This window comes from Nonomuraea sp. NPDC050643 (genome assembly GCF_040654715.1).
Taxonomy (GTDB): Bacteria; Actinomycetota; Actinomycetes; order Streptosporangiales; family Streptosporangiaceae; genus Nonomuraea.
The window spans coordinates 59128-84793 of the sequence record NZ_JBFAIM010000019.1; the positions used below are offsets into that span (position 1 = coordinate 59128).

General features: G+C 71.4%; 27 protein-coding genes and 1 riboswitch. Of the genes, 8 read left to right on the forward strand and 19 right to left on the reverse strand.

The annotated features are described in order from the left end of the window. The first annotated feature begins 23 nt into the window (after positions 1 to 23). From AB0I15_RS26015 to AB0I15_RS26025, 3 genes are all read left to right on the forward strand, one after another. Positions 24 to 1193 (forward strand): AMP-binding protein, encoded by a 1170-nt coding sequence (locus tag AB0I15_RS26015; protein ID WP_358100502.1) that lies wholly within the window; start codon positions 24 to 26, stop codon positions 1191 to 1193. 43 nt (positions 1194 to 1236) lie between these two features. Beyond that, the gene (locus AB0I15_RS26020; protein WP_358100505.1) at positions 1237 to 1581 is read left to right on the forward strand and encodes a hypothetical protein; all 345 of its coding nucleotides are present in this window, start codon (positions 1237 to 1239) and stop codon (positions 1579 to 1581) included. Between the two features lie 177 nt (positions 1582 to 1758). Further along, complete coding sequence (locus AB0I15_RS26025; RefSeq protein WP_358100508.1) at positions 1759 to 3111, forward strand: RNA polymerase sigma factor; 1353 nt, start codon at positions 1759 to 1761, stop codon at positions 3109 to 3111. 109 nt (positions 3112 to 3220) lie between these two features. Here AB0I15_RS26025 and AB0I15_RS26030 read toward each other — a convergent pair whose 3' ends face one another. Continuing rightward, positions 3221 to 3622 (reverse strand): hypothetical protein, encoded by a 402-nt coding sequence (locus AB0I15_RS26030; protein WP_358100511.1) that lies wholly within the window; start codon positions 3620 to 3622, stop codon positions 3221 to 3223. A 115-nt stretch (positions 3623 to 3737) separates the two neighbouring features. Here AB0I15_RS26030 and AB0I15_RS26035 point away from each other — a divergent pair, with 115 nt between their 5' ends. Further along, a complete protein-coding gene (locus AB0I15_RS26035; RefSeq protein ID WP_358100514.1) occupies positions 3738 to 4298 on the forward strand; it encodes a TetR family transcriptional regulator in 561 nt (186 codons plus the stop codon). Positions 4299 to 4507: 209 nt separating this feature from the next. Beyond that, complete coding sequence (locus AB0I15_RS26040) at positions 4508 to 4705, forward strand: DUF5999 family protein (protein WP_358100517.1); 198 nt, start codon at positions 4508 to 4510, stop codon at positions 4703 to 4705. 28 nt (positions 4706 to 4733) lie between these two features. Here AB0I15_RS26040 and AB0I15_RS26045 read toward each other — a convergent pair whose 3' ends face one another. Continuing rightward, a complete protein-coding gene (locus tag AB0I15_RS26045; protein WP_358100520.1) occupies positions 4734 to 5324 on the reverse strand; it encodes an alpha/beta family hydrolase in 591 nt (196 codons plus the stop codon). 82 nt (positions 5325 to 5406) lie between these two features. Between AB0I15_RS26045 and AB0I15_RS26050 the strand changes: the two genes are divergently transcribed. Beyond that, positions 5407 to 5754: a hypothetical protein gene (locus AB0I15_RS26050; RefSeq protein WP_358100523.1), complete on the forward strand. Its 348-nt coding sequence runs from the start codon at positions 5407 to 5409 to the stop codon at positions 5752 to 5754. Positions 5755 to 5945: 191 nt separating this feature from the next. Here AB0I15_RS26050 and AB0I15_RS26055 read toward each other — a convergent pair whose 3' ends face one another. The 13 genes from AB0I15_RS26055 to AB0I15_RS26115 all read right to left on the reverse strand — a co-directional run bounded on the left by AB0I15_RS26055 (position 5946) and on the right by AB0I15_RS26115 (position 20416). Next, entirely contained in the window at positions 5946 to 6743 is a 798-nt protein-coding gene (locus AB0I15_RS26055; RefSeq protein WP_358100525.1) for a tetratricopeptide repeat protein, read from the reverse strand. Positions 6744 to 6846: 103 nt separating this feature from the next. After that, positions 6847 to 9678, reverse strand: coding sequence for an aminomethyl-transferring glycine dehydrogenase (gcvP, locus tag AB0I15_RS26060; RefSeq protein ID WP_358100528.1), 2832 nt, complete (start codon positions 9676 to 9678; stop codon positions 6847 to 6849). Between the two features lie 166 nt (positions 9679 to 9844). Further along, positions 9845 to 9942: riboswitch (glycine riboswitch) on the reverse strand. Positions 9943 to 10036: 94 nt separating this feature from the next. Continuing rightward, a complete protein-coding gene (locus tag AB0I15_RS26065; RefSeq protein WP_358100530.1) occupies positions 10037 to 10657 on the reverse strand; it encodes a MerR family transcriptional regulator in 621 nt (206 codons plus the stop codon). A gap of 148 nt (positions 10658 to 10805) precedes the next feature. Further along, positions 10806 to 11276 carry a bifunctional nuclease family protein gene (locus AB0I15_RS26070; protein ID WP_090771501.1) on the reverse strand — a complete coding sequence of 157 codons (471 nt, stop codon included), beginning with the start codon at positions 11274 to 11276 and terminating at the stop codon, positions 10806 to 10808. Between the two features lie 150 nt (positions 11277 to 11426). Continuing rightward, entirely contained in the window at positions 11427 to 12056 is a 630-nt protein-coding gene (locus AB0I15_RS26075) for a MerR family transcriptional regulator (RefSeq protein ID WP_358100533.1), read from the reverse strand. A 23-nt stretch (positions 12057 to 12079) separates the two neighbouring features. Continuing rightward, positions 12080 to 12592, reverse strand: coding sequence for an FHA domain-containing protein (locus tag AB0I15_RS26080; RefSeq protein ID WP_346110937.1), 513 nt, complete (start codon positions 12590 to 12592; stop codon positions 12080 to 12082). Positions 12593 to 12869: 277 nt separating this feature from the next. Then, entirely contained in the window at positions 12870 to 15374 is a 2505-nt protein-coding gene (locus tag AB0I15_RS26085) for a mannose-1-phosphate guanyltransferase (RefSeq protein ID WP_358100536.1), read from the reverse strand. A 4-nt stretch (positions 15375 to 15378) separates the two neighbouring features. Then, a complete protein-coding gene (locus AB0I15_RS26090) occupies positions 15379 to 15960 on the reverse strand; it encodes a CDP-alcohol phosphatidyltransferase family protein (RefSeq protein ID WP_358100539.1) in 582 nt (193 codons plus the stop codon). A 164-nt stretch (positions 15961 to 16124) separates the two neighbouring features. Further along, entirely contained in the window at positions 16125 to 16985 is an 861-nt protein-coding gene (locus tag AB0I15_RS26095; protein WP_358100542.1) for a GNAT family N-acetyltransferase, read from the reverse strand. Continuing rightward, a complete protein-coding gene (locus AB0I15_RS26100; protein WP_358100545.1) occupies positions 16978 to 17577 on the reverse strand; it encodes a phosphoribosylanthranilate isomerase in 600 nt (199 codons plus the stop codon). Before AB0I15_RS26100 ends, AB0I15_RS26095 begins: the two co-directional genes overlap by 8 nt. Positions 17578 to 17587: 10 nt before the next feature. After that, complete coding sequence (locus AB0I15_RS26105; protein ID WP_358100547.1) at positions 17588 to 18004, reverse strand: hypothetical protein; 417 nt, start codon at positions 18002 to 18004, stop codon at positions 17588 to 17590. Positions 18005 to 18125: 121 nt separating this feature from the next. Continuing rightward, positions 18126 to 18815, reverse strand: a complete 690-nt coding sequence (locus AB0I15_RS26110) for a response regulator transcription factor (RefSeq protein ID WP_358100550.1) — start codon at positions 18813 to 18815, stop codon at positions 18126 to 18128. Further along, entirely contained in the window at positions 18812 to 20416 is a 1605-nt protein-coding gene (locus AB0I15_RS26115; protein WP_358100553.1) for a histidine kinase, read from the reverse strand. The genes AB0I15_RS26110 and AB0I15_RS26115 overlap by 4 nt, the downstream gene beginning before the upstream one ends. Positions 20417 to 20545: 129 nt before the next feature. Here AB0I15_RS26115 and AB0I15_RS26120 point away from each other — a divergent pair, with 129 nt between their 5' ends. After that, a complete protein-coding gene (locus AB0I15_RS26120) occupies positions 20546 to 21136 on the forward strand; it encodes an SAM-dependent methyltransferase (protein ID WP_358100556.1) in 591 nt (196 codons plus the stop codon). Between the two features lie 26 nt (positions 21137 to 21162). Continuing rightward, the gene (locus tag AB0I15_RS26125) at positions 21163 to 22344 is read left to right on the forward strand and encodes an acyl-CoA dehydrogenase family protein (protein WP_358100559.1); all 1182 of its coding nucleotides are present in this window, start codon (positions 21163 to 21165) and stop codon (positions 22342 to 22344) included. Positions 22345 to 22607: 263 nt separating this feature from the next. Here AB0I15_RS26125 and AB0I15_RS26130 read toward each other — a convergent pair whose 3' ends face one another. The 4 genes from AB0I15_RS26130 to AB0I15_RS26145 all read right to left on the reverse strand — a co-directional run bounded on the left by AB0I15_RS26130 (position 22608) and on the right by AB0I15_RS26145 (position 25536). After that, positions 22608 to 23435, reverse strand: a complete 828-nt coding sequence (locus AB0I15_RS26130; protein ID WP_358100562.1) for an enoyl-CoA hydratase/isomerase family protein — start codon at positions 23433 to 23435, stop codon at positions 22608 to 22610. After that, positions 23432 to 24346, reverse strand: coding sequence for an alpha/beta hydrolase (locus AB0I15_RS26135; protein ID WP_358100565.1), 915 nt, complete (start codon positions 24344 to 24346; stop codon positions 23432 to 23434). Before AB0I15_RS26135 ends, AB0I15_RS26130 begins: the two co-directional genes overlap by 4 nt. Before the next feature lie 9 nt (positions 24347 to 24355). After that, positions 24356 to 25042 carry a gamma-glutamyl-gamma-aminobutyrate hydrolase family protein gene (locus AB0I15_RS26140; RefSeq protein WP_358100568.1) on the reverse strand — a complete coding sequence of 229 codons (687 nt, stop codon included), beginning with the start codon at positions 25040 to 25042 and terminating at the stop codon, positions 24356 to 24358. Positions 25043 to 25245: 203 nt separating this feature from the next. Continuing rightward, positions 25246 to 25536, reverse strand: coding sequence for a hypothetical protein (locus tag AB0I15_RS26145; RefSeq protein WP_358100571.1), 291 nt, complete (start codon positions 25534 to 25536; stop codon positions 25246 to 25248). Positions 25537 to 25666: the final 130 nt, after the last annotated feature.

The following is a 25666-nucleotide window of genomic DNA, read 5'->3' on the forward strand; positions in this document are numbered from 1 at the left end:
CTGTCGCCATTAACCTTACGAGCATGTGGAGGAACCCGTCGCATCCGGACCGTCCGCTGCATGCCATTGTGCAGCCTCCGGGACCCGCCCTGTTCACGGCGATCCGCGACGCGCTCGCGGGCGACGGCCCGGCCGTGCTACCCCTGTCCCCCGGCTCCGCGCCGTCCCCGGCCGAGGCCACCGAAGCCACGCTCGCCGCCCTGCGGCCCACCCACGCCGGCGGAGTGGCCCGGGCCGACGGGGTGGGCGTCCCCGGTGACGTGGCGGTCGTCATCGCCACCAGCGGCAGCACCGGTGCCCCCAAGGGCGTGATGCTCTCGGCCACCGCGCTGCGCGCCTCCGCGGCGGCCTCCCTGCGCCGCGTGGAGGCCTCCAAGGGCGAGCGCTGGCTGTGCTGCCTGCCCGTCTCCCACGTCTCCGGCCTGCAGGTCCTCGTACGCGCCCTGCTCTCGGAGAGCGAGCCCGTCATCCACTCCCGGTTCGACCCGCACGCGGTCCTGACCTCGGGCGCCGACCACGTCTCCCTGGTGCCCACCCAGCTCCACCGGCTGGTCGAGCTGGAGGCGGACCTGTCGGTGTTCAAGACGATCCTGCTCGGCGGCGCCGCCGTCCGGCCTGGCCTGCTGGAGCGGGCCCGCGACCTCGGCGCCCGGATCGTGACGACGTACGGGATGAGCGAGACGTGCGGCGGCTGCGTGTACGACGGCCAGCCCCTTTACAATGTAGATCTCAAAATCGGCGACGACGGCCTGATCAGGATCTCCGGCCCCGTGCTGTTCTCCGGCTACCGCTTCGCCGACCCGCCCGCCCCGCTCGACGGCGGCTGGTTCGTCACCTCCGACCTCGGCGAGCTGGCCGGCGGCCGGCTGCGCGTGCTGGGCCGGGCCGACGACGTCATCAACACCGGCGGCGAGAAGGTCGTGGCGGCCACCGTGACCGCCGTCCTGTCGGCCCACCCCGAGGTGGCCGACGCCGCCGTGATCGGGACGCCCGACGCCGAATGGGGTGAGCTGGTCACCGCCGTCATCGTGCCCGCGAACCCCGACACGCCCATCACCCTCCCGCAATTGCGCGCATATTGCCGCGACCGCCTCCCACCCCATGCCACCCCCCGTGACCTGCGCATACTTCCCCGGCTTCCGCTGCTGCCGAACGGAAAGACCGATCTGGTACGCCTGCGAGCAGGAACCTGACGAGTTGCGGCTGCGTCATAGTGGGGAGAAGGAGGGAGCCTTCATGGACCAGACCCGCAAGATGTGGGCATCCGCGGCCATCGTCGGCGTCATCGTCGTCGGCGGAGCCTCGATCGCGGCGGCCGCCTCGGCGGGCAGGCTCGACCAGGTCGCACGGGACACCCGAGCCGTGGTGGAGAAGGCGTCACCGTCCAGTCAGCCGTCGGAGCGGCCGGCCCCCGAGACCACCGATGGCATCGTGGTCTCGAAGGAGGTCAACCCCGATCCGAACGAGGTCATCGATTACTGGACGGACCAGCGCATGGAAGACGCCCAGCCCATGCCCATGCCCGGGGTCACGCCAGGACAGTTCGAGATCCCGGCGGACAAGCTGCAGACCACGGAATAAGACCGCTGGAGGGGTAGTTCGCTCTTTGGGCGTTCCGCCCCTTTTTCCACCCGCCTTGGGCGCACGGGAACAAATGACGGCGATTGGCGTTATTGATACTGGTGCGTCGTGCGGTTGCGAACCCGCCCCACCACAACCTGCCTGATCGCTTCCACTCCGTACGGAGGAGGTGTCCTCATGCCCAGAACCGCCGTGGCGACCCCACCCGCTACTCTCGACCAGCTCATTGGACGAGGGCGAGCTCAGGGTCACCTTTCTCTGGCGGAGCTGCGTGACGCGTTCGCCGAGGCCGGTATCAGCCCCTCTGAAGGCCGCACGATATTGCGTGAGCTGTCGGAGGCCGGCGTGAGCCTGGCCGCCGAGAACGAGCCGTCTCTCAGCACCACCGCCCCCAAGAAGACCGCCCAGACGGCGGCACCCGCCAAGAAGACTTCGCGGGCAAAGACTACCGGCCGCAAGGCGGCGGAGGCAAAAACCGCCGCCACCACCGCTGCGGCCAAGGCCGTCACCCCGTCCGAGCCCAAGCCGGAACACGAGGAGGACGTGCCCGACGACCTCAGCCTGAACGGCGAGGACGCCGAGCTCGAGACGGAGACGCTCGACCTGGACGACACACAGTCCGTCATGGGCGACTCCGTGCACACCTACCTCAAGTCCATCGGCCGCCGCACGCTGCTCACCGCGGCGCAGGAGGTCGAGCTGGCCCGGCGGATCGAGGCCGGCCTGTACGCCGAGTACAAGCTGGAGACCCACCCCGACCTGTCGCCCGCCGCCCGTAAGGACCTGAACCTGGTCATCGAGGACGGCAGGCAGGCCAAGGACCACATGCTGGAGGCCAACCTCCGGCTGGTGGTCTCGGTCGCCAAGAAGTACACCGACCGCGGCATGTCCCTGCTGGACGTGGTCCAGGAGGGCAACCTGGGACTGATCAGGGCCGTGGAGAAGTTCGACTACACCAAGGGATTCAAGTTCTCCACGTACGCCATGTGGTGGATCCGGCAGGCCATCCAGCGCGGCTTCGCCGACTCCGCCCGTACGATCCGGCTGCCCGTGCACGTCCTGGAGATGCTGTCGAAGCTGTCCAGGGTCGAGCGCGACATGCACCAGCGCCTGGGGCGTGAGCCCACGCCGGAGGAGCTGGCGGTCGAACTCGACAGGACGCCGGACCAGATCGAGGAGCTGCTGCGCACCAGCCGTCAGCCGATCTCGCTCAACGCGACGATCGGCGAGGACGGGGAGACCACGATCGGCGACCTCATCGAGGACGTCGACTCCCCCGAGGCCTCGGAGATCGTCGACCGCCAGTTGCTGGGCGACCAGCTCCGGGGTGTGCTCGACAACCTCTCGCCGCGGGAGTCGAAGATCATGGCCCTGCGCTTCGGCCTGGTGGACGGCAAGCCGCACACGCTCGACGAGATCGGCAAGCACCTGGGGCTGACCCGGGAGCGGATCCGGCAGCTCGAGAAGGAGTCCCTGTCCAAGCTCCGCCACCCGAGCAACACCCGCCCCCTGCTGGACTGGGCCAGCTGAACGGCACCGCCCGGCCGGGCCAGCCCAATTGGGCCAGCCCGGCCTGATCAGGCGGGAACACCACAAGCCCCGGCACACGTCGACGTGCCGGGGCTTTCGGTTTCGAGGGTCAGCGGGTGGTGGTGGGCACCGGCCGGGGCGCTCTGGGCATCCCCCACAGCCGGTTGTCCTCGCGCAGCGTGCGCAGCCGCTCCACCTCGGAGGTCCACATGGCCCCGGAGGGCGTCGCCTTGGCCTTGCGCCGCGCGATCCGGTCATCGTAGGCCTTGACCCCGAACGTGGCCCGCTGGCCCGCCTCGGCCGCCCTCAGGGCCTCCGTCAGCGCCCGGTCGAACTCGCGGCCCGCGGCCAGCAGCTCGATCTCGTCGGCCGTGGCGGCCTGCAGCTCACGCAGGGTCCGCTCGGCCTGCCTGGCCTCGTCGAGCAGCTCGGGGAAGCCCTTGGAGATCTCCTGGTCCGCGTGGTAGCGGACCTCTGCCTCCCGGCTCACCCGCGGACGGAAAAACGCCATCGACCCGGCCCCTTCACAACTGTCGGCACTCGTTCAACGGCCAAGGGTACGCCGTCCCGCGACACGGGCGGAAATCGCCCCGGAGCGAGCGCCTTTACGAAGTAAGATGATCACCATGCCCGCCAAGCGACCGTCCGTCCCCCTGTCCCGCGAGCGCATCATCGAGGCCGCCCTGCACATCGCCGACAGCCAGGGCCTGCGCAGGCTCACCATGCGCAGGCTGGGCGACGCCCTGGAGGTGGAGGCCATGGCCATCTACCACCACCTGCCACGAGGCAAGGAGGCCCTGATGGACGCCCTGGCCGAGCACGTCACCACCGTCCACGTCGAGCAGGGCCCCACCTGGCAGGAGACGGCCAAGGCGTGGTGCCGGGCCGGCAGGGAGCTGCTGCGCGAGCACCCGGGCGTCCTGGCCCTGGCGCTGACCAAGCCGCCCAAGGGCGCCACCGTCATCGCGATCGGCGAGCAGACCGAGCAGCTCACCGACGGGGGGCTGACCCAGGCGCCCGAGGCCGTGCGCGCGCTGCGGGCCTTCGTGTTCGGCAGCGTGGCGGTCGAGGTGCAGCAGTCGGGCTGGGCCGACCCAGAAGTCGACGAATGGGTCAGGAGGGATGAAAGGGCCGATGTGGACTTCGAACGCGGACTCGACGCTCTGCTCAAGGGATTGCAAACGTGATGCGCGTGTCGCGCTTGGCCCGTTATCCTGCATAAGGCACGCTGTGTCGAAGGTCACACGCTCCGGGGACCCTCCTGTAACAGTCCTAACGGGCTATGTCGGAACGTGTGACATACGTCGCACACTTGCCAGTAGAACCAACAGAACAACCCGAGCAAGCTCCCGCCCCTCCAGCCGGGAGCATCCCACGAGATATCGGAGGCACGCCGATGTGCCCGCACGACCCGGCCTGTCCGGATGCCGAGGCGCCTGACCGCGAGGCGGCACGCACCCTCGCCTGCCACCCCGAACAGGGGTGGAGCCTGCTCTGCAACGGCGTCGTCCTGTTCGAGGACACCGGGGAGCTCCTGCCCAGCGGCACCGCCATCGCCCCGCACCGGCCCGAGCCCTTGGTCGGCGCGGCCTGATCCAGCGCGGAGCGGCCAGGCCCGCACGCTAGGCGTAGCGGGCGATCCACTCCGCGACGACCTCGCCCACCCGGGCGGGGTCCCGCTTCAGGTCGTGTCCCTCCCCCGGCAGCACCACCAGGCGCGTGGCGTCCGCGGCGTCGGGCACACCGAACGGGTCACGATCCCCGTTCACCACCAGCACGTCGACCCCGGCGCCGCGTAGTTCGTCCGCCCTGGACCGTTCCGGCCTCCCCGGCGGATGCAGCGGGAAGGCCAGCGCCACGACCGCCACCGCGCCGACCGCCCTGGCCGTACGGCAGGCCACCCGCGCCCCGTTGCTCCGCCCGCCCTGCACCAGAGGCAGGCCCGGCAGGCGCGTACGGATCTCTTCCAGGACGATCTCCCACGCCTCGTCCTGCTTCACCGGCGACCCCGGCGCCCGCGCTCCCGCCACCCTGAACGCCTGCGTCACCCGCGCCACACTGGCACCCGCCTTCAGCGCGGCCTCACGCACGGCCAGCAGATCGGGGGCGTCCACGGTCCCGGCCGAGCCGTGGGTCAGCACGAGCAGCAGTCGCGCGTCCGCCGCCTCCTCGATCTCGACCAGCGCCGGGCCCCTCGGGGTCATCACCTGCATGGCAGCACCGTACCTGGGGAGGATCGCACCTTAGCTCTCAGGTTGGATGACGGCGCGGCGCGCGGCAGGGATGATGACGCTTATGCCAGACAAACGCCCTATCCGGGATGACCTGCAGGCCACCCTCGACGCCCGCCGCGATCTCGGCCCCGAGTACGAGACCGCGCTCGTCGACTCCTTCGTGGACCGCCTCGACGCCACGATCGCCGCCCGTGTCCAGGCCGAGCTGGGCCATCCCGGCGCCCCTCCCCGTAAGAAGCAGACCCCGGGCGGGGCGATGATCCCGATCGCGCTCGGCTCGCTCGGCATCGGCGTGCCGCTGACGGGCATCGCGGCGAGCGCCGCGGGGCTGGTGGGACTGTTGATCGCGTGGATGGGGATCGTGCTCGTCAACGTGGCCGCCGCGATGGCCGTCATGCGCCGCCCATGACGCCCGCCCAGGGCCCGCCGGCGACCGGCGGGGGCAACGGGAGCGCCTCCGCCACCCGCCCGCACGCCTTGCCCCGAAGAGACCCGCACCCGTGAAGCGACTCACGGTCCTGGAAAGATCCGTGCCCCGGGCGCCTCTCCTGAAGGCCCGCCGAAGGGACCCTCCGGAGTAGGTACGGCGGGGGCGGGCCGTCAGGCGTCACGGTCGTAGCGGAGGCGGACCTCGGCGGCCAGGGTCTCGTCCTCGTGTTCGAGCCCGTACGACCACACCTGGTCCGCATCCTCCGGCCGCCCGCGCAGCGGCAGGGTGCGGGCCAGCAGTTCGATGGCCAGCGCGCTCGTCTGCGCGTCCGCCCCGCCCTCGACGCTCTCGGCGAACTCGGCGCAGGCCAGCTCCAGATGCGCGATCCCGAGCTGCACCCGCAGCCGGGGCACCTCGTCGGCGGGGGCGAACTCCAGGGCGTCGAGCAGGACCTCGGCCGCCGCGCCGGGCTCGCCGTGCTCCAGCATCAGGTCGGCGAGCTGCTGCGCGGCGTGCGCCCCGAGCCGGTCGTCGCCCACGTCCATGGCGGCGCGCAGCTCCTTCTCCGCCTCGTCCAGCTCATCGGCCGCGACGGCCAGCCGGGCCAGCGCGAGGTGGGCCAGCGGCACGTACGCCGCCGTCCCCACCCCCAGCACGGCCTGCCAGGCGCCCCTGGCCTGCTGGGCCCGCCCTTCCCGCTCGAACCCCTGCGCCAGGTGGCAGGCGGCCTGCGCGGCGTATTCGGGGTGCCCGGTGGCCAGCGCCGTCCTGGCGGCGGCCCGGGCAGCCTCGACGTCGCCGCGCTGCTCCAGCACCACCGCCAGCCCCACGGCGGCCTGCGCCCTGTCGGGCTCGTCGGGGTCGGCGGCCAGCTCCCCGAAGATGGCGGCGGCGGCGTCGAGGTCACCGCCCTCCGCCAGGCGGCGGGCGGTGTCGAGAGGCGGGGTCTCCAGCTCTGAGGACGTCAAGGGAGCTCCTTGTGGCGACGGATCGCACCGAGCCTAACGACTTCTGGCGATCATGTCTGCTCACTTGACGCGGAAGGAACACCCCGCCCGCCGATCCGGGCCCTCAGTCCTCGTACGCCTCCAGCGGCGGGCAGGAGCACACCAGGTTGCGGTCGCCGTACGCCTGGTCGATGCGGCGCACCGGCACCCAGTACTTGTTCTCCCGCAGGGACGGCAGCGGGTAGGCGGCCTCGCCGCGCGCGTACGGGTGCGGCCACTCGTCCGCGGCGACCGACTCGGCCGTGTGCGGCGCGTTGCGCAGCGGGTTGTCCGTCCGGTCGTAGTCGCCGGAGGCCACCTTCGCGATCTCCCCGCGGATGGCGACCATCGCGTCCACGAACCGGTCGAGCTCGGCGAGGTCCTCGCTCTCGGTCGGCTCGATCATCAGGGTCCCCGCCACGGGGAACGACATGGTCGGCGCGTGGAAGCCGTAGTCGATGAGGCGCTTGGCCACGTCGTCCACGGTGACGCTGGTCTCCTTGGTGATCTGCCGCAGGTCGACGATGCACTCGTGCGCCACCAGCCCGCCCCGCCCGGTGTAGAGCACCGGGTAGTGCGGGGCCAGCCGCCTGGCCAGGTAGTTCGCCGACAGGATGGCCTGCTCGGTGGCCGCGGTGAGGCCCTCGGCGCCCATCATCCTGACGTACGCCCACGAGATCGGCAGGATCCCGGCCGAGCCGTAGGGGGCCGCCGAGACCGGGCCGACCGGCGTGCCGTTGTGCAGCGGGTGGCCGGGCAGGTAGGCCGACAGGTGCCCGCGCACCGCGACCGGGCCGACGCCGGGGCCGCCGCCGCCGTGCGGGATGCAGAACGTCTTGTGCAGGTTGAGGTGGGACACGTCGGCCCCGAACTCGCCGGGCTTGGCCAGGCCGACCAGCGCGTTGAGGTTGGCGCCGTCGACGTACACCTGGCCGCCGGCGTCGTGCACCTTGGCGCAGACCTCGGTGATCGTCTCCTCGTACACGCCGTGCGTGGACGGGTACGTCACCATGATCGCGGCCAGCGCGTCGCGGTGCTTTTCGATCTTGGCGTCGAGGTCGGCCAGGTCCACGTTCCCGTCGGTGTCGCAGGCCACGACCACGACCCGCATGCCGGCCATGACGGCGCTGGCGGCGTTCGTGCCGTGGGCCGAGGACGGGATGAGGCAGACGTCGCGCTCGCCATGGCCGTTCGCGCGGTGGTAGGCGCGGATGGCCAGCAGCCCGGCGAACTCGCCCTGGGAGCCGGCGTTCGGCTGGATGGAGACCGCGTCGTAGCCGGTCACCTCTGCCAGCCAGCCCTCCAGCGTGCCGATCAGCTCGCGGTAGCCCTCGGACTGGTCGTCGGGGGCGTACGGGTGGATCGCGGCGAACTCGGGCCAGGTGATCGGCTCCATCTCGGTGCTCGCGTTGAGCTTCATCGTGCAGGAGCCGAGCGGGATCATGGAGCGGTCGAGCGCGATGTCCTTGTCCTGCAGCCTGCGCAGGTAACGCAGCATCGCCGTCTCGGAGCGGTGGCCGTGGAAGACCGGGTGGGTCAGGTACGCGCTCTCCCGCAGCAGCGAACCGGGCAGCGCGTCGGCGGCCCCCTCGATGTCGACCTCGGCGCCGGCGGCCCCGAAGGCGTCCCAGACCTTGGCGACCTCGGCGGCGCCGGTCTTCTCGTCGCAGGAGACCGAGACGTGGTCGTCGTCCACCTGCCAGAGGTTGACGCCCCGCTCGGCGGCGGCGGCCACGATCGAGGCGGCCCGGCCGGGCACGCGGGCCAGCACGGTGTCGAAGAACTCGCCGTGCACGACCTCCACGCCCGCGCCGCGAAGCCCTTCGGCCAGGGCGGAGGCGTAGCGGTGCACGCGGTGGGCGATGCCGCGCAGGCCCTCGGGGCCGTGGTAGACGGCGTACATGCCGGCGATGACGGCGAGCAGCACCTGGGCGGTGCAGATGTTGCTGGTGGCCTTCTCGCGGCGGATGTGCTGCTCGCGGGTCTGCAGGGCCAGGCGGTAGGCGGGGTCGCCGTCGGCGTCCACCGACACGCCCACCAGGCGGCCGGGAAGCTGGCGCTGGAGCCCCTCGCGTACGGACATGTAGGCCGCGTGCGGCCCGCCGAACCCGAACGGCACCCCGAACCGCTGCGAGGAACCGATCGCGATGTCGGCGCCCAGGTCGGCCGGGGCGGCGAGCAGCGTCAGGGCCAGCAGGTCGGCGGCGGCCACGACCAGCGCGCCCGCCTCGTGGGCGGCCGCGGCGACGGCGCGGAAGTCCCGCAGCCGCCCGGACGCGCCCGGATACTGCACCAGCACGCCGAAGCACTCGGGCAGCTCGCCCTCCAGGGAGTGCTCGACCAGCGTGATGCCGAGCGGCTCGGCCCGGGTGGCCAGCACGGTCTTGGTCTGGGGCAGCGCCTCGGTGTCCACCACGAACACGTCGCTCTTGGACTTGCCGGCCCGGCGGGCCAGCGTCATGGCCTCGGCGGCGGCCGTGGCCTCGTCGAGCAGCGACGCGCCGGCGACGGGCAGCCCGGTGAGGTCGGAGACGACCGTCTGGAAGTTCAGCAGCGCCTCCAGGCGCCCCTGCGAGATCTCCGGCTGGTACGGCGTGTACGCGGTGTACCAGCCCGGGTTCTCCAGCAGGTTGCGGCGGATGACCGCGGGCGTGACGGTGTCGTAGTAGCCCAGGCCGATCATCGAGGTGAGCACCCGGTTACGTCCGGCCAGGGCGCGCAGCTCGGCGATGGCCTCGGCCTCGCCGATCGCGGCGGGCAGCTTGAGCCGGTCCTTGGCCCTGATGGCCTCGGGGACGGCCACCGCCACCAGGTCCGCCACGGATTCGAAGCCGACGGCCTCGAGCATGCGCAGCTGCTCGGGCTCTGAGGGGCCGATGTGCCTGGCAGAGAACGGCGGAGCTGACAGATCTGTCATGGACAGTGCCTCCTGAGGCGATGGAGACCGGCGCCAGGGCGCGGGCGAGTGCCGGATCTCCCCCTCTGTCAGCGCGGCGTGACCGCGACCTGAGAGCTTCACCCCCGAAGGGGCTTGCACCGTCGGTGAGGTACGCCTGGCGGGCGCACCTGCTTTCCAGAGTTGCCTCACCCGAGCGGTACAGGATGCCTGAGAGATTCCGGGGAGGGTTGCTCCTTCGGCGCCCCGGGACCCAAGGCCCGGGGACTCTCCCGCACGGGGTCGTCAGCCTTGCTGTCCTAGATTACTACGATTGCTCCGGTGAGCCGCGTCGAGGCGGCCCACCGCGCGGGTTCACCAGCCGGCCTTGAGCCGGACACTAGCTCGAACGGCGTGCGCGTCGCCGCTGGGCCAGCTCGTCAGCGGGATGGTCGGCCGGGACGGTGTCCTCGACCGCCGCGCGTTCCCCCGGCAGCTCCGCGAGGGAGCCCTCAACCTCGCGCCAGACCCGGCCGAGCGCGATGCCGAACACGCCCTGGCCGCCCTGGAGCAGGTCGATCACCTCGTCGGCCGAGGTGCACTCGTAGACGCTGACGCCGTCGCTCATGAGCGTGATCTGCGCGAGGTCGGCGACCCCGCGATCACGCAGGTGCTGCACGGCCGTGCGGATCTGCTGCAGTGACACCCCGGTGTCGAGGAGCCGCTTGACGACTTTCAGCACCAGGATGTCGCGGAAGCTGTAGAGCCGCTGGGAGCCCGAGCCGTGCGCGGCTCTTATCGTGGGCTCCACCAGGCCCGTGCGCGCCCAGTAGTCGAGCTGCCTGTAGGTGATGCCGGCCGCCGCGCAGGCCGTCGGCCCGCGGTATCCGATGTCGCCCGGCAACGCCGCCGGCCTCTCGTCGAAGAGCAGGCCCTGCTCTCCGGCACGCTGGCGCGCGCTCTCGCGCCGAACCGGATCTTCCTGGCCGGCCGTCTTTCCCTCGCCGCTGCTGACCGCCACGCGGACCTCCGGCTTTCTCTCATCCCGCGGCCTGATCTGGGGGTTCGTAAAAGGGCGACCACGGGTTTCACTTGCACCGTAGGACCGTGACCATGCTCAGTCAACGATCCGGCTCGGCGCGTCGTGAAGCGTAAATGCACTGAAATACCTACCCCGCCCTGCCGAAGTCCTCGGGAGTGATCGTGTCAAGGAACTCCCTGAACTTCTCCACCTCGTCCTCCTGGTCGTCCGGGATGATCACTCCGGCCTCCTGGACGACCTCCTCGCTGGCGAAGATGCGCGCCCCGGTGCGCAGGGCGAGCGCGATGGAGTCGGAGGGCCGCGCGCTCACCTCGACCCCGTTGGAGAACACCAGGTCGGCGAAGAAGATGCCGTCGCGCAGGGCGACGATGTTGACCGCCCGCAGGCCGACGCCCAGGGCGCTCAGCACGTCGCGGAAGAGGTCATGGGTGAGCGGCCTCGGCGGGGGCTCCTCCGCCTGGGCCAGGGCGATCGCCGTCGCTTCGGTCATGCCAATCCATATAGGCAGGAACCGCTCCCCGTGTGCCTCCTTGAGCAAGACGATCGGCTGATTTGTGGGCATTTCAACTCGTACGCCCACGACCTCCATCTGCAACACGGGCTGCTCCGTATTCCTGACCGGTCACCCGGCACAGCTTTTGGCTCGTCGCTTACGCTGACTGGCTTCTGTCTGCTGACTGGCTTCTGCAATTCAACGTAACACCCGCCGGGCCTCGAATGTGCCTCCGCCTCCCAGCCGGGTGGGGTCTCAACGCCCCAGGACCGACCGCACGCCCGTGCGTACAAGGGATGCGTGCAGGTCGAGCAGGAGCGTGGACAATTCCCTGGCCACCTCGTCGGCCTCGCCGATGGCCCCGGGGGCACGCCGTTTGAGTATGGGCGCGACGGTCTGCTCGACCAGCCCGCACTCGCGCTCGGCCGCCGCCTTCACCGCCCGCAGATGGCGGGCGTGCAGGCCGAAGCGGGCCAGGGCGCCGACGGTCCGCGCCACCTTGAGCGCCTCCTCGTCGTAGCGCCTGGCCACGGCGGCGAGCAGGCCGTAGTCCTCCAGCTCGCAGAGCGTCTCATCGTCGATCTCCGCCGCCTCGAGCAGCTCGGCCCGGCTGAGCCTGATCTCCTGGGGCTGGTGCCCGAGGGCACGCGGCCGGCCGAAGCTCTCCGCCATCCTGTCCTTGATCACCCGCAGCGGCAGGTAGTGGTCGCGCTGCTCGGTGAGGATGAAGCGCAGTTGCTCCACGTGCAGGTGGGTGAACTTGCGGTAGCCGGAGGGGCTGCGCTCGGGCTCGATGAGCCCCTCCCCCTCCAGGAACCGGATCTTGGAGATCGTCACATCGGGGAACTCGCCCTGCAGGAGCGCGAGCACCTCCCCGATGCTCATGTGGGACCGCGCGGCCTGAGAAGTCATACGCCGGAGTTGCCTCGCATCAGGAAGACGAGGCGGAACTTGCCGATCTGCACCTCGTCTCCGGAATGCAGGGGAACCTCCTCGATCCGTTCCCTGTTGACGTAGGTGCCGTTGAGGCTGCCCACGTCGCGCACGGAGAACTGGCCGCCGCGGTGGCGGTAGAACTCGACGTGCCGGCGGGAGACCGTGATGTCGTCGAGGAAGATGTCGCTCTCCGGGTGGCGCCCGGTGGTGGTCAGCTCTTTGTCGAGCCGGAAGCGACTCCCCTGATTGGGGCCCCTGGTGACCGTGAGCAACGCCGTGCCGGGCGGGAGCTGCTCGACGAGCGCCCGCTCGGCCAGCAGCATGTCACCGGTCTCAGCCTCGTACGCCTCGATTCCCGCGACGGAGATCGTCGATGTGGTATCCCCGGAGACCTCGGGTCTGGTCAACGGTGACCCACAGCGGGAACAGAAACGGGCATCCTCGGGGTTGGCGTGCCCGCACTGCGTGCAGTAGACGCTCGGCATCGATCGGCTCGGCCTCCTACCGCGAAGACGCGGCGACGGTGCTCAAGGCGCGCCTCGCTTCGCTTTTTCAAGTTTGCGAATGCCGCAACTTACGCTGATCAGCGGCAAAGGTCAAGGCGGGGCACTGGACTTTGGTTTGGACGCAGACAAAGTTACCGCCGCTTCCGCCCCGGGGTCCATGCCGCCGCGCGTTTCTACATTACGATCTTGCGGCACTCCTCGCGCACATCATCGGCGACGCCTTTTCCCGTACCTATGGTCACGCCGCGTGACAATATCATCCGGCGGCCTGTTCCACGATCCGCGCCCAGCGTTCGAGCAGTGCCTGGGCGCCGTCCATGTCGGAGGCCTCGGCCCACAGATCGGTGACGGGCTCGGCGGCGGCGGGCAGGACCAGCACCCAGCTTCCGTCGTCGCGGGCCACGCGCACCCCATCGGTGGTGTCGACCCGGTTCCCCTCGGGCTCGGCCTCGGCCGCCTCGATCACCGAGCGCATGACGGCGCCCTTGGCCGCCCACGGCGTGGGCACGGTGCGCTTGAGCAGCTTGACCTCGGGGATCCTGGCGTCGATCTGGCTGAGCGACAGCCGGGTGCGGGCGACCAGGCCCAGCAGGCGCATGAACGCGGCCAGCCCGTCGATGGCCGGACTGAACTCGGGGACGACGAACCCGCCGCGCCCGTCCGCCGCGAAGATCATGTCGGGCCCGGCGGCGGCCGAGGTGAGGGCGTCGAGCGCGGTGGAGGTCCACTGCACCTGTACGCCGTGGAAACGGCAGACCTGCTCGGCGACCCTGGTCGTGGTGACGGGCAGGGCCACCTGGCCGCCCCTGCGCTCGGCGGCCACGAGGTCGAGCACGACGAGCAGCGCGCGCTCCTCGTTGATGAGCTGGCCCTTCTCGTCGACCAGGGCGATGCGCTCGCCGACCGGGTCGAACCGCACGCCGAAGGCCGCCCGGGAGGAGCTGACGAGCTCGGACAGGCGCTGCAGGTCGCGGCGGCGCTCGGCGAGCGTCTCGGTGGGCGAGACGTCGTCGAGACGGGCGTTGACGGTGAGCACCTCGACGCCGACCCGGCCGAGCAGGGTGGGCAGCACGAGGGAGGAGGTGCCGCCGGCGCAGTCCACGACGACCTTCATGTCCCTGACGCCGCCCACGCCGACGTGCCGCAGCAGTTCGTGGGTGTAGTCCTCCACGGCCCTGGCCGGGTAGGCGAGCTCGGCGATCTCGCCGGGGAAGGCGCGCCGGAACTCCTGGCGGGAGAAGACCCGCTCCAGCTTGCGCTGGGCCGCCGGGGGCAGGTCGGCGCCGCGGCCGTCCATGATGACGATGTCCACGCTCTGCGGGTCGCCCGGCGTGGTGCGCAGCGCGATGCCGCCGGCGGCCGACTCCCTGCCGGTGTGGAAGCGGGTCACGGGCAGGGGGGCGGCCTCGAGGTCGAGGACGTTGATGGCGCCGGCGGTGAGCGCGCCGATGACGGCCCGCTTGAGCGCCCTGGCGGCCAGGGAGCAGTCGCGGGAGGTGACGACGTACTCGCCCTTCTTGAGGGTGGTGGCGTACGCGCTGGCCAGGCGGACGCACAGCTCGGCGGTGATCTCGACGTTGACCAGCCCGCTGACGCCCCGGGGGCCGAACAGGTTGCGCTGGCCGCGTGACTCCCAGATGACGCTGGTGTTGACGACCGCGCCGGCCTCGATGGTCTTGAAGGGGTAGACCTTGACGCCGCTGGAGACGTACGCCTCGGCCTCGATGACGCATTCGTCGCCGATGACGGCGTTCTCCTCGATGCGGGCGCCGGCCATCACGTCGGTGCTCTTGCCGATCACGCAGCCGCGCAGATGGGCGCCGGGGCCGAGGTAGACGTTGTCGTGGACGATCGCGCGGTGCAGGAAGGCGCCCTCGCGGACGACGACGTTGTTGCCGAGCACGGTGTACTCGCGCAGTTCCGCCCCCGCCTCCACCTTGGCGTAGTCGCCGACGAGCAGCGGGCCCTTCAGGACGGCGTCGGGGTCCACGGAGGCGGAGTCGGCGACCCAGACGCCGGGTGAGAGCTCGAAGCCGCCGATGTCCAGCTCGACCTTGCCGGACAGGGCGTCGGCCTGGGCCTTGAGGTAGCTGTCGTGGGTGCCGACGTCCTCCCAGTAGCCGTCGGCCACGTAGCCGTAGATGGCGGCGCCGCTGTCGAGGAGGGCGGGGAAGACGTCCGAGGACCAGTCGACGGGCTCGCCGGACGCGACGGCGTCGAGGACTTCGGGTTCCATGACGTAGATGCCGGTGTTGACGGTGTCGGAGAAGACCTGGCCCCAGGTGGGCTTCTCGAGGAAGCGCTGTACGCGGCCCTCCTCGTCGACGATGATGATCCCGAATTCGAGGGGGTTGGGGACCCGTTTCAGGCCGATGGTCACGAGTGCCCCATTTTCACGGTGAAAACGGATCATGTCGGATAAATCGATATCCGTCAGGGCATCACCGGAAATGACCAGGAAACGGTCGTCGCGGAGGCGGTCGGCGGCGTTCTTGACGCTGCCGGCGGTGCCGAGGGGGAGGTCCTCGGTGGCGTACTGGAGGCTCATGCCCAGCTCGTCGCCGTCGCCGAAGTAGTTGCGGACGAGGGCGGCCAGGAACTGGAGGGTGACGACGGTCTCGGTGACGCCGTGCCGTTTGAGCAGGCGCAGCACGTGTTCCATGATCGGACGATTGACCACGGGAAGCAGCGGTTTGGGCTGGTTGGCGGTCATCGGACGCAGCCGAGTGCCCTCCCCGCCCGCCATGACGACCGCCTTCACCCGATCACTCCTTCTTGGCCGCGGATACCAGCTGAAGCACCTGCCTCACGTACAGCAGCCCCGCCCACCAGTACAGACTCGTGCCCCATAGCGCGAACGCCCACCCGACAACGCGTGCTATTTCGGCATACCACCCAGTGTGGGAGGCAAGGAAGAGGAGAGGGAAGGCGTACATCAGGTTGAACATGGCGGCCTTGCCCAGGAAATGCACTTGAAGTGCCTTATAGCCATGTTTGCGAAGTACGGGAATGAAACTCGCGACGAAGAGTTCCCGCCCGACGATGACGGCGACCAGCCACCACGGGATCACGTCGCGCAGGAGCAGGGCGAGGATCGTGGCGAAGACGTAGAGCTTGTCGGCGGCGGGGTCGATGATCCGGCCGAGCCGGCTGGTCTGGTTGAACGCCCGGGCGATCTTTCCGTCGAGCCAGTCGGTGAAACCGGCCACCGCGAGGACCCCGATGGCCCAGCCGTCCGCCTTGGGCCCGAGAACCAGCCAGAGGAACACAGGGACGCCCAGGAGGCGCAGGAAGCTCAGCAGGTTAGGAACCGTCCAGATCCGGTCCTCGGCGGAAGTTTCGCTCACGCAGGAGACCCTACTGCGTGGAACTCCAACGCAGCGGCCCACCGCAGGCCCACCCGTCCAGGCTTTTCACCCACCCGACCGCAACGCCCCGTCGCGAACCCTCGCCATCGGGGCCTCCGGTGCCGCCGGGGTCATGGTTCCGAGAAGCGACGGGCGGGGGCGGGTCAGGTGCGGAGGAAGGTGTGGGTGTGGCCGATGGGGGTGAAGCCGAGCCGGGTGTAGAAGTGCCGGGGCCAGTCGTCGGTGTCGGCCACGAGGAAGATCAGCTCCGCCTGGGCGGCCTTCGCCAGCAGGGCGGTCATGAGGATGCGGGCGTGACCCCTGCCTCGCCGGGCCGGGCTCGTGAAGACGCTCTCGATCTGGGCGACGCCGCCGTGGACGTACAGGTCGGCCCGGGCGGCGATCTCCCCGTCCGGGGTGCGCGCTCCCCAGGAGGTCACGTCGTCGGCTCCGCGCAGCCGCGCCTCCACACGGACGGCGAGCCGGTCGATCACCTCGTCGGGCGCGTCCGGGAGCGTGTGGCGCCAGTCGCGGCGCAGCACCGGCACCAGCTCCTCCAGGCTCAGCCGGTCCGCCGGGGGCGGGTCGTCGGGGATCTCGCCGTGGAAGGCCATGACGAGGTTGGTCTCGCGCTCGTAACCCGCCGCGGCGAAGGCCGGCGCGAGGGCCGTGCCGAGCCGGTCGTCGTCGACGCACACCATGCGGTGCTCGTGACCCGCCAGCACCTCGTCGGCCGCCGCCAGCAGCGCGTGGGCGGCCTTCTCCGTGTCCTCGAACGTGTCCTCGAACGTGTCCTCGAACGTGTCCTCGAACGTCTCCTCGAGCCCGGACGGGGAGGAGACGATCAGTTTGTTGTCGTCGTAGGAGCCGGGGTAGCGGTCGTCGAGGACCGCGAAGCCGCCGGGCACCGGCACCCACCGGGGCGCCTTGCGGCGGGCGAAGGCGTGCTGGAAGTCGAGGGCGCGCGCCAGGTCCGCGGCCGAGCCGTGGCGGTCGAGGGCCGGGCCCCGGAGGAGCTCATCCACGACCGGCCCCGCGCACGGCCCGCAGGAACGCCTCGATGAGGGCGGAGTCCTTGACACCGGGCGCCGTCTCCACGCCGCTGGAGACGTCGACGCCCCACGGGTCGGCGGCCGCGATCGCCTCGGTCACGTTGGCGGGGTCGAGGCCGCCCGCCAGCATCCACCGGCCGGAGGGGCGGCCGCGCACGGCGGCCCAGTGCCAGGGCTCGCCCGAGCCCGCGTGGGGCGCGTCGACGATCAGCAGGTCTTCGTCGTAGGCGCCGCACCGCAGGTCGGCCTGCGCGTCGACGGCCCTGACCAGGCGGACGCCGAGATCCTTCAGCGCGGTGAAGTCGCCGTGCGGATGCCTTCCGTGCAACTGCACGGCCCGCACACCGGACGTCAGCGCCGCCGCCCGGACGGCTTCGGGGTCTTCGCCGCGGAACACGCCGACGGTGAGCACGTGGGCGGGGACCAGCGCGGCCAGCTCCGCCGCCCGTTCGGGCGCGATCCTGCGGGGACTGCGGGTCATGACGAACCCGATCGCGTCGGCGCCCGCCGCGACGGCGGTGGCCACGTGCTCGGGCTCGCTCAAGCCGCAGATCTTCACATACACATCTCCGACCTTAGCGGCGGCGCGCGGCCGCCGGGGACCAGGACCAGATGAGCACGGCGACGACCAGGCCGAACAGGACCACCCCGTTGGGCAGGTGCGCCCCGAGCCACGGCCAGGTGAAGTGCTGGGCCATGCCGACGACGAACAGCGCGACGCTCGCCAGCGCCGGCCAGCCGGCCCCGCGGCCCGGGCGCCAGACGAGGACGGCCAGGACGATCTGCACGAGGGCCACGAGGTGCACGACCATGCCGGCCATGACGTGGGGCTCGAGCATCGCGTCCGACTCCACCGCCCGGCCGGCGAACGAGGCCGCCACGAGCAGCGCCACCGCCTGGGCCAGGACGGCCACGCGCAGACTGTGGAGCAGGCCCGGTGAGACCCGGCCGCCCGCCTTGAGCGGCTGGGAGGTGACGACGGTTTCCGGCATGGTGGTCCTTTCGCAGAGCGTTCGAGGACCACATGCTCGCGGCGCGGGCCGGGACCGGTCGTCAGCCTGCCGGATGACTCCCGGTCCACCGCGTGGCGGAGCGGGCAAGAGGCACGGCGGCTCAGGTGGCCGTCTGGCTGCCGCGGGGTGGGCGTACCGGGCGGAAGGAGGCGTCCACGAGGCCCGTGCGGTGGGCGACGACGGCGGCCTGGATGCGGTTGCGCAGGCCGAGTTTGTCCATGGCGGCGGCGATGTGGGTCTTGACCGTGGTGACGCCGACGTGCAGCTCCTCGGCGATCTCGGCGTTGGACAGGCCGGTGCCGACCAGGGCGAGCACCTCCAGCTCGCGCTCGGTCAGGCCGGGCGGCGCCGACGGCGTGGCCTGCTCCTCGGCGTCCAGGAAGCGCTCCACCACCCGGCGCAGCACCGACGGGGCCAGGAGCTGCTCGCCGGCCGCGGCCCTGCGCACGGCGTCCACCATGCGTTCGGGGTCGTCGTCCTTGACCAGGAAGCCGACGGCGCCGGCGCGCAGGGCGGCGTAGACGTTGCCGTCCTCGGCGAACGTGGTCAGCACCACGATCCTGGCCCCCGGCCGGGCCCCGAGCACGCGCCTGATGGCCTCCAGCCCGTCGACCCTGGGCATGCGCAGATCCATGAGGATCACGTCGGGCAGGTGGCGCTCGGCCAGGCGGACCGCCTCGGCGCCGTCCTCGGCCTCGCCCACGACCTCCATGTCGCCCGTGGCCTGCAGCAGCATGCGGACGCCCGCGCGGACGAGCGCCTGGTCGTCGGCGACCAGGACCCGGATCACGCCGCGCTCCCCGAGGACAGGCGCGCGGGCAGGTGCGCGGCGAGCTGCCAGCCGCCCTCGCCGTCGGGACCGGCGCTGAGGGTGCCGCCGAGGGCGCGGACGCGCTCGCGCATGCCGGCCAGACCACGCCCGGAGGAGGGCAGGCGCTCGATGGCCGTGGGCGGGCGGCCGTTGCGGATCTCCACGGCCAGCCCCTCCTCGTACGGCGAGACGGAGACGCGGACCCGGGTGCCGGGTCCGGCGTGTTTGAGCACGTTCGTGAGTCCTTCCTGGACGATGCGGGCCGCGGAGGTGCGGGCGATGAGCGGGGCCTGGTCGGTGGCCGGGTCGAGGGCGAGGTCGACGACGAGCCCGGCGGCGGACATGCGCTCGGCGGACTCGCGTACCACGTCGGCGGGGTTGGCCAGCAGGTCGGGCCCGCGGTCGGGGTCGCGCAGCAGGTCGAGCAGGTCGCGCAGGTCCTGCAGCACCTGGTGGCCGGTCTCGCGGATGTCGGTGAGCGCGTCGGCGACGGGGCCGTCGGGGGCGGTGTAGCGGGCGGCGCTGGCGCGCAGGACCATGGCGCCGACGTGGTGGGCCACGATGTCGTGCACGTCGCGGGCGATGCGCTCGCGCTCGGCGAGCTGGTCGGCGCGCACCTGCGCCACCGCCGCCCGGGCCGCCTCCTCGGCGCGCAGCCGCTCGGAGGCCACGGCCTCGCGCCGCACGCCGAGGTAGCGGCCGATCGCGACGGGGGTGGCGACCAGCGTCATGAGCACGCCGACGCGGAAGGGGGTGACGTCGGTCTCGTCGCCGACGACGGCGATCGCGGCCAGCAGGCACCCGGTCAGGTACGCGGCGATCGTCCAGGCCCAGGAGACCACCCGCATGGCGAACACGCCGATGGCGATCAGGGTGAGGATCACGCAGGTGTTGACCGCCTCGTTCAGGTAGATGTCGGCGGAGACGAGCAGCACGCCCTGAAGGGTGAGGACCAGGCCGGGCATCCGCCGGGCGATGCCCAGCGACAGGCCGCCCACGACGGCCAGCAGCCCGGCGACCCAGACGGGCTGGGTGCCGGAGTGCCAGCTCGTCCAGGTGCTGAGCACGGTGATGGCCACGCCGCCGGCGGCGAGCAGCGCGTCGGGGGTGACGTCGCGCTCGTCCAGGCGCTCGGCGGAGCTGCGCAGGTAGGAGCCGAGCACGGCGGGGAAGACGGGCAGGAACACCGCGTACATCCACGTGTTGCCGGACACGGCGACACCGGGGTCGGCGATGTTGAGCGCGGTCGCGCCGATCGTGGCGGCCACGGCGAGGGCGGTGGGCCGCAGGCCGGTCTTGAATCCGGCCACGCCCACCGACACGCACACGAGGATCTGCGCGGTGTTGGAGGTGAAGGACCCGAGCTGGTCGGTGACGGCAAGGAAGGCCGCCAGGTAGAGTGAGACGGCCACCGGCCACCGGCGTACGAGGCCCATGGGGATGCCGACCAGCAGCGCCATGGGGATGTTCATCTCGGCGGGCAGATATTCCGTGTCGCCCGCGTGCGCCGTCGTCAACAGGTCCAGGCTCACCCCTGAGGCCGCGAGCAGGATATCCAGCGGCACGCCACGCCAACGCATGGACACACGGTATCCGCATAGCCTGAACAGCCAATCCTCCGTGCGGAGGACTGCGTCTCCTCCAAGTGGCCGCAGGTCCGCCCGGAGGGCGGAGCGAAGCAGTGCGATCTTCCCTTTAGGTTCGAGGACATGTCCAACGACACCGCAGTATTTCTCGGCCAGTTCCTGCGCTCGCCCGGCAAGATCGGCGCGGTCGCGCCCAGCTCGCGCAAGCTGGCCGCGGCAGTGTGCGCACCGATTCCCGAGCGCGGCGAACCGGTCGTCGTGGAGCTGGGGCCCGGCACGGGCTCGTTCACCGCGGAGATCCAGCAGCGGCTGGGCGGGCGCGGTCACCACCTGGCCGTGGAGCTCAACGAGCCGCTGGCGCGGCTGCTGATCGAGCGCTTCCCCGCGGTGGACGTGGCACACGCCGACGCGGCGAAGCTGGAGGAGCTGCTCGGCCAGCGCGGGCTGGGGCAGGCGGACGTGGTGGTGAGCGGGCTGCCGTGGGCGGCCTTCCCCGGCGGGCTGCAGCGCGACCTGATGAGCGCGGTGACGTCGGCGATGAGCGTGGGGGCGGCGTTCACGACGTTCTCCTACATCCACGCCATCCCGCTCAGCTCGGCCCGGCGTTTCCGCGCGCTGCTGGCCGAGCGTTTCGAGGAGGTCGTGCAGGGACGTACGGTGTGGCGCAACACTCCCCCGGCGTTCGTGTTCCACGCCCGCAGACCTCGACCCTGAACAGAACCTTCTTCTAACATGGCGTGATGGATTTCACCTTTCCGGAGAGCGCCCTCGCCGTCCAGCGTGGGATCGGCGACATCTGCGCGCGCTACGACCTCGACTACTGGCAGCGGTGCGAAAGCGACAAGCGGTGGCCGGAGGAGGTCTGGGCGGAGCTGGCCAAGGGCGGCTGGCTGGGGCTGGCGGTGCCGGAGGAGTACGGCGGAGGCGGGCAGGGCCTGCTGGAGCTGGCCGTGGCCACGGAGACGCTGTCGGCCTCGGGCGCGGCGGGCGGGTCGGCGTTCACGTACGTGCTCACCCCCGGTTTCGGCGCGCTCACCCTGGCCCGGCACGGCAGCGCCGAGCAGCGCGCGGACCTGCTGCCCCGGCTGGCCACGGGAGAGGTGGAGACCTGCTTCGCGCTGACCGAGCCGGACGCCGGGTCCAACTCGCTGGCGATCACCACCTCGGCCCGGCGCGACGGCGGCGACTACGTGGTCAACGGCCAGAAGATCTGGATCACCGGCGTGCAGCGGGCCACCTGGATGCTGCTGGTGGCCAGGACGATCCCGGCGGCGCAGGCCTCGCCGCGGACGAACGGGCTCACGGTGTTCCTGGTGAACGTGCCGGAGGCGGTGGCGGCGGGGCGGCTGTCGTACCGGCCGATCCCGAAGATGGGCGCGAACACCACGCCGTCGAACATGGTGTTCGTCGACGACCTGCGCGTGCCCGCCGAGCGCGTGGTCGGTGAGGTGGACCAGGGCGCGGCCGTGCTCTGGGACATCCTCAACCCCGAGCGGATCCTGCTGGCCGCCTCGGCGCTCGGCACGGCCGAGGTGGGGCTGCGGGTGGCCGTCGACTACGCGAAGGAGCGCGAGGTGTTCGGCCGCGCGATCGGTGCCAACCAGGCGATCGCGTTCCCGCTGGCCCAGGTCAAGGCCAAGATCGAGCTGGCCCGCCTGATGCTCTACAAGGCCGCGTGGTCCTTCGACCGGCGGCTGCCATGCGGCACGGAGGCCAACATCGCCAAGCTGACCGCCTCCCAGGCCGCGTGGGAGGCGGCGGACGCCGCGTTCCAGACGCATGGCGGTATGGCGTACTCGCTGGAATATCCCGTGGCCAGGTTGCTGGCCGACGCCCGGATCGGGCGGGTCGCACCTGTGACCGAGGAGCTTCTGCTCAACTACCTCGCGACGCAGGTGCTCGGGTTGCCCCGCAGCTTCTAGCGACCCCGGGCCGATGAGGCCCGTCGCCCTCAGGCTGTCGCGTGCCGCTTTCTCCGCGGGCTCCGCCGCGGATGGTCCTGCCCTCCTTCGCCCTCTCATGGGCGGCCGCCCGGCGCACCCGGCCCCCGCATCGTCCGCCAAGGCGCCGTTCTCGGCCTCGGCGGGCAGGGCCCTGACGCGCGAGTCACCGGTACGGCGCCAGGCCCACCACCCCGTTGTCCTGCAAGATTGCGCCTACCCGAGGCTCGGGGAAGCACACCGGCTCAGCCGAACGAAGGAGGCCGTTTCTCGCGCAGCGCGCGCACGCCCTCGGCCACGTCGGGTCCGGTGAAGCCGAGGAACTCCATGGCCAGCGAGGCGTCGAACGACGGCCCGGCCAGGCGCAGCCAGTTGTTGAGCGAGTATTTCGTCAGCCTGATCGCCTCCTGGCTGCCGGCCGCGAGCCTGACCGCGATCTCCATCGCCTTGTCGTGCACCTGGTCGTCGTCCACGCACAGGCTGACCAGCCCCATGCGCTCGGCCTGCTCGCCCGAGACGGGCTCGCACAGCAGCAGGTGGTATTTGGCCTTGGCCAGGCCGCACAGCAGCGGCCAGATGATCGCGGCGTGGTCGCCGGCCGCGACGCCGAGCCTGGTGTGCCCGTCGATGATCCGCGCGGTACGGCCGGCGACGGAGATGTCGGCCAGCAGCGCGACCGCGAGCCCGGCGCCGACGGCCGAGCCCTGGATCGCGGAGACGATCGGCTTGGAGCAGTTGAGGACGTTGTAGACGATGTCGCGGGCCTCGGTGAACACCCGCAGCCGGACCGCGTGGTCGGCCATCATCTCCTCGATCATGGACAGGTCGCCGCCCGCCGAGAAGGCCGTGCCCTCGCCCCTGACCAGGATGGATCTGACGGTGTCGTCGCGGTCGGCGTCGCGCCAGATCTCGCCCAGCTCGCGGTGGGCGGTGGTGTCGACGGCGTTGAGGCGGCCGGGCTCGCTGATCGTGATCCGCAGCACGCCGTCGGCCGGGGTGTCGATCTTCAGCTTGTCGTATCCCACGTCGTATCTCGGGTCGGGGCTCGGGTCGGGGCTCGGGTCGGGGCTCACCAGGAGCCCCGCAGGCGCTCGGCGACGTATTCGCGGGCCTCCACGGCCTGGTCGAACAGGCCGGGCAGGACGAAGAAGCTGTGCACGGCGCCGTCGAACCTGCGCGTCTCGGCCGGCACGCCGGCCTCGGCCAGGCGGCGGGCGTAGCGCTCGCCCTCGTCTCTGAGCACGTCGTATTCGGCGGTCAGCACGGTGGCGGGCGCCAGGCCGGAGACGTCGGGCAGGCGCAGCGGGGACAGCCGCGGGTCGTCCGGGTCGGCGCCGCCGGCGTACTGCCGGGCGAACCACTCCATCTCCGCGGCGTCCAGCCCGAACCCCTTGGCGAACTCGGCGTAGCTGGGCGTGTCCATGGCCACGTCGAGCACCGGGTAGACGAGCACCTGGTGGGCCAGGCGCAGGCCGGCGTCGCGGGCCTGCCAGGCGGCCACGGCGGCCAGGTTGCCGCCCGCGCTGTCGCCGACCACGGCGACGTGGCCGTTGCTCTGGTAGAAGGCGGGCCGGGCGAAGATGTCGCGCACCACGCTCCAGGCGTCGTCGGCGGCGGCCGGGAAGGGGTGCTCGGGGGCCAGCCGGTAGTCGACCGACACCACGACCGCGCCGGTGCGGATGGCCAGGTCGCGGCCCGCCGCGTCGTTGCGCCGGACGCTGCCGAAGACCCAGCCGCCGCCGTGGAAGTAGACCACGACCGGCAGCGGGCCGTCGCCGGGGTCGGCGCGGTAGACGCGGATCGGCACGTCGCCGGCCAGCTCGTCGCGGACGAACGGCAGCTTGGTCAGCGGCCCCCGGTGGGCCGCCAGGGCGTCCTGCGCGCGCATCTCCTGGATCGTGGCCAGGTCGAGCGTGGCCAGGTCGGCGCCGAGATCTGACGGGTTCTGGGCGACATGGTCTCGTGCCTGGGGATGCAGCGGCATGATCGCAGCCTATCGGGCCGCCTCGACGAACGCATCGAAGAGCCGGTTGTCCTCGCCGCGTTCCGGGTGCCACTGCACGCCCACGCCGAAGCGGTGTCCTTGCAGCTCCATGCCCTCGACGATCTGGTCCTCGGCCCAGGCCACGGCCAGCAGGCCGGTGCCGAGGCGGCGTACGGACTGGTGGTGCGGCGCGCTGACCTCGGCCCGGTCGCCGACGGCCTTGCCGAGCTTGCTGGTGACGCTGATCTGGATCGTGTGGGCGGCGTCGGGCTCGGTGTGGCGGTCGCTGTCGAGCACCTCGGGCAGCCACGGGATCAGCGTGCCGCCCTGGGCGACGTTGAGCACGTGCATGCCCCTGGCGATGGCCAGAATGGGCACGTCGGCGCGGACGGCGGCCCGGGCCAGGGCCAGCTCGCAGCGGTCGCGGTGGGCCTGCGGCTCGGGGACGCGCTGGTCCTGCTCGCCGCCGTAGGTCTCGGCCCCGACCTCGACGCCGCCGGCCAGGACGAGCCCGCGCAGGCCGCGTACGTAGTCGTCGGCGGCGTGCGGGCTGATGGGCGGCAGCACCACGGGCGCTCCCCCGGCCCGGCCGACCGCCTTGGTGTAGGAGGGGGGAGACAGGACGGCCTCCCGCACCCAGTCGCCCCAGCGGGCTGCTTCGAAGTAGGCGGTGATGCCGATGAGCGGTCGGGTCATGCGATCTCCAGGGTGCATGGTGGAGTCCGTGCCGCCATCACCCGATCGGGCACCCGGCGAGGCGGCCCCTCGGGGTGACGGCCACTCGCCCCATCATGGCGCACACCCTTTCCGATATGTCACCTCTCCCAAAGATCCCGGCCTACCACTTGGGTCCCGGGGAATGGAGCTTGCCGGTTTTACTCCTTGCGCGCAGAAAGACGTCACGGCATGCGGGCGGCGGTCTCGGAGATGAGCCGGGTGAGGGTCGAGGCGATGCCGGGGTGGGTGTCGATCAGCTCGTCCAGGCGGGCGCGCCAGGCGCCGGCCTCGCCGTACAGGGCGTCGGCGTCCGCCTGGAGCCGCAGCCGGGTCTCGCGGAGATGGAGCCGGTACGCCGGGCCGAGGGAGTGGCCGACGGTGTCGCCGAGCCACCAGTAGGCGTTCGTGGTCGAGGCGAAGACGAAGGTCCGCGCGCCTTCCCAGGCGACCCGCCTGGGATGGAGGACTGCCATGCGCGGATCGTACGCCCGGCGGGCCCCGCGCGGAAATGCTCTTACTGAAAGGCGAATATAATTATTATTCGCATTCGCCATCCGAAAACGCGGAGACCGCGCACGCGGAGAATCACGAAGCCACTACGGA

What these genes read in the sequence shown, in the direction of transcription:
- AB0I15_RS26145 (WP_358100571.1), bottom strand. Translation starts at nt 25,536, where the DNA reads ATGGCAGTCCTCCATCCCAGGCGGGTCGCCTGGGAAGGCGCGCGGACC.
- AB0I15_RS26140 (WP_358100568.1), bottom strand. Translation starts at nt 25,042, where the DNA reads ATGACCCGACCGCTCATCGGCATCACCGCCTACTTCGAAGCAGCCCGC.
- AB0I15_RS26030 (WP_358100511.1), bottom strand. Translation starts at nt 3,622, where the DNA reads ATGGCGTTTTTCCGTCCGCGGGTGAGCCGGGAGGCAGAGGTCCGCTAC.
- AB0I15_RS26045 (WP_358100520.1), bottom strand. Translation starts at nt 5,324, where the DNA reads ATGCAGGTGATGACCCCGAGGGGCCCGGCGCTGGTCGAGATCGAGGAG.
- AB0I15_RS26035 (WP_358100514.1), top strand. Translation starts at nt 3,738, where the DNA reads ATGCCCGCCAAGCGACCGTCCGTCCCCCTGTCCCGCGAGCGCATCATC.
- AB0I15_RS26080 (WP_346110937.1), bottom strand. Translation starts at nt 12,592, where the DNA reads ATGCCGAGCGTCTACTGCACGCAGTGCGGGCACGCCAACCCCGAGGAT.
- AB0I15_RS26025 (WP_358100508.1), top strand. Translation starts at nt 1,759, where the DNA reads ATGCCCAGAACCGCCGTGGCGACCCCACCCGCTACTCTCGACCAGCTC.
- AB0I15_RS26075 (WP_358100533.1), bottom strand. Translation starts at nt 12,056, where the DNA reads ATGAGCATCGGGGAGGTGCTCGCGCTCCTGCAGGGCGAGTTCCCCGAT.
- AB0I15_RS26125 (WP_358100559.1), top strand. Translation starts at nt 21,163, where the DNA reads ATGGATTTCACCTTTCCGGAGAGCGCCCTCGCCGTCCAGCGTGGGATC.
- AB0I15_RS26120 (WP_358100556.1), top strand. Translation starts at nt 20,546, where the DNA reads ATGTCCAACGACACCGCAGTATTTCTCGGCCAGTTCCTGCGCTCGCCC.
- AB0I15_RS26050 (WP_358100523.1), top strand. Translation starts at nt 5,407, where the DNA reads ATGCCAGACAAACGCCCTATCCGGGATGACCTGCAGGCCACCCTCGAC.
- AB0I15_RS26040 (WP_358100517.1), top strand. Translation starts at nt 4,508, where the DNA reads ATGTGCCCGCACGACCCGGCCTGTCCGGATGCCGAGGCGCCTGACCGC.
- AB0I15_RS26020 (WP_358100505.1), top strand. Translation starts at nt 1,237, where the DNA reads ATGGACCAGACCCGCAAGATGTGGGCATCCGCGGCCATCGTCGGCGTC.
- AB0I15_RS26015 (WP_358100502.1), top strand. Translation starts at nt 24, where the DNA reads ATGTGGAGGAACCCGTCGCATCCGGACCGTCCGCTGCATGCCATTGTG.
- AB0I15_RS26105 (WP_358100547.1), bottom strand. Translation starts at nt 18,004, where the DNA reads ATGCCGGAAACCGTCGTCACCTCCCAGCCGCTCAAGGCGGGCGGCCGG.
- gcvP (WP_358100528.1), bottom strand. Translation starts at nt 9,678, where the DNA reads ATGACAGATCTGTCAGCTCCGCCGTTCTCTGCCAGGCACATCGGCCCC.
- AB0I15_RS26135 (WP_358100565.1), bottom strand. Translation starts at nt 24,346, where the DNA reads ATGCCGCTGCATCCCCAGGCACGAGACCATGTCGCCCAGAACCCGTCA.
- AB0I15_RS26115 (WP_358100553.1), bottom strand. Translation starts at nt 20,416, where the DNA reads ATGCGTTGGCGTGGCGTGCCGCTGGATATCCTGCTCGCGGCCTCAGGG.